The organism is Curtobacterium sp. B8 (assembly GCF_000333315.1).
Taxonomy (GTDB): Bacteria; Actinomycetota; Actinomycetes; order Actinomycetales; family Microbacteriaceae; genus Curtobacterium; species Curtobacterium luteum.
Genome location: NZ_BACW01000540.1, coordinates 1 through 3739, shown reverse-complemented (window position 1 = coordinate 3739; position 3739 = coordinate 1). Strand labels below are relative to the sequence as shown.

Here is a 3739-nt window from a genome sequence, read left to right as displayed (position 1 = left end):
CCTCCCGTCCGTCAGGCGGCTCCGTCGATCACGCGACCGGCGTGCGCAGCTCGGCGAGCGTCGGGTAGTCCGTGTAGCCCTCGGCGCTGGCGCCGTAGAACAGTTCGGGACGCGGCTCGTTGAGCTCCTCGTCCTGCTCCCAGCGGAGCGCGAGGTCCGGGTTCGCGATCGCGGGACGACCGACGGCGACGGCGTCCACGTGCTCGGAGTCGAGCAGCGCGATGGCCTCGTCGCGCGTGGTCACCGACGAGAAGCCGGAGTTCGCGATGAACGGTGCGCCGGCGGTGCGGCGGATGGTCTGCACGAGCTCCGACGTGACGTCGGCCTGCAGCACGTCGACGAACGCGAGTCCGAGGGGTGCGAGGCCCTCGGCAACCGCCGTGTAGGTGGCGAGGACGTCGGCGTCGTCCTCCTCGAGCACGCCCTGGATGTTGTGCTGCGGCGAGAGGCGGATGCCGACCCGGTCCGCGCCGATGGCCTCGGCGATGGCCGTGGTGACCTCGACGGCGAAGCGGGCGCGGTTCTCGGGGGAGCCGCCGTACTCGTCGGTGCGGGTGTTCGAGACGGGGGAGAGGAACTCGTGCACGAGGTAACCGTTGGCACCGTGGACCTCGACACCGTCGAGTCCGGCGGCGATCGCGTTGCGAGCGGCCTGGACGAAGCCCTGGACGGCCTCGCGGACCTCGGCGGTGGTCAGTTCGTGCGGCACGGGCATGTCGGCCTTGGTGCCGTCGGCGAGGTGGGTCTGACCGGGAGCCGCGATCGCGCTCGGACCGACGATGCGCGGGGTGTCGGAGATCGACGTGTGCGAGACCCGGCCGCCGTGCATGAGCTGCATGACGATGGTGCCGCCCTCGGCGTGCACGGCGTCGGTGACGCGGCGCCAGCCGGCGACCTGCTCGTCGGTCTCGATGCCGGGCTGGCCGGGGTACGAGCGGCCTTCCTGGACGGGCCAGGTGCCCTCGGTGATGATCATGCCCATGCCGGCACGCTGGCGGTAGTGCTCGACGAGCAGGTCGTTCGGGATGCCCTGGGCGCCCGCGCGGGTGCGAGTGAGCGGGGCCATGACGATCCGGTTGCGGAGGTGCAGTGCGCCGAAGTCGGCGGGTTCGAAGAGCTTCACGTGTCCGTTCAACCACGTGTTGTCGGGTGCAATTCCTTCTCGGAGGGGATCGTCAGCGAGCGGGGCACACCAGCGTCGACGAACGTACCTGTCCCTCGGGCCGGATCACCTGGTGCAGCGACAACGGCTGACCGCAGATCGGGCACGCGCGGTCGACCGTCCGGTCGTCGACGCCCTCGGGGTGTCCGGCGCCGATCTGCGACGGCCCCATCTTCTCGATGAGCGTGGTGTTCCACTTCTCGTACCAGCGGGCGAAGCGTCCCATCACCGGTCCTTTCATTCGTACACGAACCATTGTGGCACGAAGTGTCCGCTCGGGCCAGGGTCAGACGACGTCGACGCGCTCCAGCAGTTCGGTCAGTTCGTCCTTGAGGGCCTCGAGTCGTGCGAGCGGCCAGCCGAGTCGGTCGGCCACCGCGAGCGGGACGGCCTCGGCTCGGTCCCGCAGCGTCCGTCCGGCGGTGGTCAGGGACACCTCGAGCTGCCGTTCATCCGCCGCGCTCCGAGTCCGTCGGACGTAGCCGGAGGTCTCGAGGCGCTTGAGCAGTGGACTGAGCGTCGCCGAGTCGAGCCGGAGCTCGCCGGCGATCTCGCGCACGGACCTCGGGTCGTGTTCCCAGAGTGCGAGCATCACGAGGTACTGGGGGTGCGTCAAGCCCATCGGCTCGAGCACGTCCCGGTACAGGCCGATGACGCTCCGGCTCGTCGCGGCGAGGGCGAAGCAGAGCTGCCGGTCGAGGGCGAGGGGGTCGGCGTCGATCGCGGTCATGCGGTCACCTTACCCTTCGTGCACGAACGGTCGGCGAACGACGGTGGGACCGGCCGTACTCGGCAGGAGGAAGGACCAGGAACGTCCGGTCCGGCCAGGGACGTCCACGGGCCACGCACTGGAGGCGCGGCGCCGGTCTCGTGGACCGGCACCGCGCCTCCAGGCGGTCGTGTCAGTGCGGCGCGCTACGCGCGGTGCGTCGGCGTGTGACCCTCGTGCGGCTTCGCGTCCGGCTCCACCGGCGCGGCGTGCGCCCCGTGGTGCTCCGCACCCGCATCCGGCCCACGCCCGCCGGCCGGGTGCGCCCGCTCGAGCTTCGCGCCCTCGACGTCGACGTCCGGCAGGATCCGGTCGAGCCACTTCGGGATCCACCACGCGCTCCGACCGAGCAGGTGCATGATCGCCGGGATCAGCAGCATGCGGACCACGAACGCGTCGAGGAGGACACCGAACGCGAGCCCGAAGCCGATCGGCTTGATCGTCGACGAGTCCGAGAAGATGAAGCCCGCGAACACCGAGATCATGATGATCGCCGCCGCCGTGACCACTGCCCGACCGGCGTGCAGGCCCCGCTGGACCGCGACCTTGGCCGAGGCTCCGTGGGCGTACGCCTCCCGCATGCCGGACACCAGGAACAGCTGGTAGTCCATCGCGAGCCCGAACAGGATGCCGATCTCGATGATGGGCAGGAAGCTCAGGATGGGTGCCGGGTCGTGCACGCCGAACACCGATCCGAGCCAGCCGAACTGGTAGATCGCGGTCAGACCACCGAACGACGCGAGCACGGACAGGATGAACCCGGCCGTCGCGGTGATCGGCACGAGGAACGACCGGAACACGATGATCAGGATGATGAGCGACAGCCCGACGACGACCGCGAGGTAGAGCGGCAGCACGTTCGAGAGCTTCTCGGACACGTCGATGTTCGCGGACGCGTTGCCCGCGACGCCGAGCGTGGCCGTGCCGTCGTCGACGCTGACCTGCTGCGTGCGGAGGTCCTGCACGAGCCGCTCCGTCGAGACGCTGTCCGGGCCTCCGGCCGGCTTGACCTGGAAGGCGATGATGTCCCGGTCCTCCGACGCGCCGATGGGCAGCACGGCCTTGACGTCGTCGTTCTTCGCGAGCGCCTGGCCGATCGTGACCTCGGTCGCGGTCACGTCGTCCTTGCTGATCGCCTTCGGCAGGTCGGCCACGACGAGCAACGGCCCGTTCTGTCCGGCGCCGAACTCGTCGGACAGGGTCTTGTACGCCTTGTACTGCGACGAGTCGACGGCCTCCGACGCGCCCGTGGGCAGGCCGAGTCGCATCTGCGTGGCGGGCAAGGCGATCGTGCCGAGGACGGCGATGCCGGCGACGAGCGTGATGACCGCGCGCCAGGTCGACATCGGCGCGTTCGGCACCCGGATCGAGTCGGTGTTGCCGATGCGCTCCCGCTCCTTCCGGCGCAGGATCCGCATGCCGAGCAGCGAGAGGAGCGCCGGGGTGAACGACGTGGCGATGAGGATCGCGAAGAACACCGCGACCGCGCCGACCGTGCCCATGAGGCCGAGGAACGGGATGCCGGTGATGTTGAGCGCGAGCAGGGCGACGATGACGGTGGTCCCGGCGAACACCACGGCGTTCCCGGAGGTGCCGTTCGCGAGCCCGATCGACTCGTGCACGTCCATGCCGGCCTTCAGCTGCGTCCGGTGCCGGTTCAGGATGAACAACGAGTAGTCGATGCCGACCGCCAGCCCCAGCATCACCCCGAGCACGGGCGTGACGGAGATGAACTCCACGAGGCTCGAGAACGACAGCGAGGCGAGGGTCGCGACGCCGACGCCGAGCACCGCGGACACCAGCGGGAT

Annotated in this window: 4 protein-coding genes; all 4 read right to left on the bottom strand. The window is 70.0% G+C overall.

Translation table 11 applies throughout. From position 1 onward, the window contains the following. Positions 1–28: 28 nt before the first annotated feature. Positions 29–1123, bottom strand: coding sequence for an alkene reductase (locus I59_RS14280; RefSeq protein WP_022904450.1), 1095 nt, complete (start codon positions 1121–1123; stop codon positions 29–31). 52 nt (positions 1124–1175) lie between these two features. Next, positions 1176–1388, bottom strand: a complete 213-nt coding sequence (locus tag I59_RS14275; protein ID WP_022904449.1) for a hypothetical protein — start codon at positions 1386–1388, stop codon at positions 1176–1178. Positions 1389–1448: 60 nt separating this feature from the next. After that, on the bottom strand, positions 1449–1892 hold the full coding sequence (locus tag I59_RS14270; protein ID WP_022904448.1) for a MarR family winged helix-turn-helix transcriptional regulator: 444 nt from the start codon (positions 1890–1892) through the stop codon (positions 1449–1451). Positions 1893–2077: 185 nt separating this feature from the next. Next, positions 2078–3739, bottom strand: a 1662-nt coding sequence (locus I59_RS14265; protein ID WP_042726771.1) for an MMPL family transporter, incomplete at its 5' end; no start/stop codon positions are given.

Bases quoted from the DNA above. Each gene is read 5' to 3' on its own strand.
- I59_RS14270 (WP_022904448.1), bottom strand. From the start codon at position 1,892: ATGACCGCGATCGACGCCGACCCCCTCGCCCTCGACCGGCAGCTCTGC.
- I59_RS14275 (WP_022904449.1), bottom strand. From the start codon at position 1,388: ATGGGACGCTTCGCCCGCTGGTACGAGAAGTGGAACACCACGCTCATC.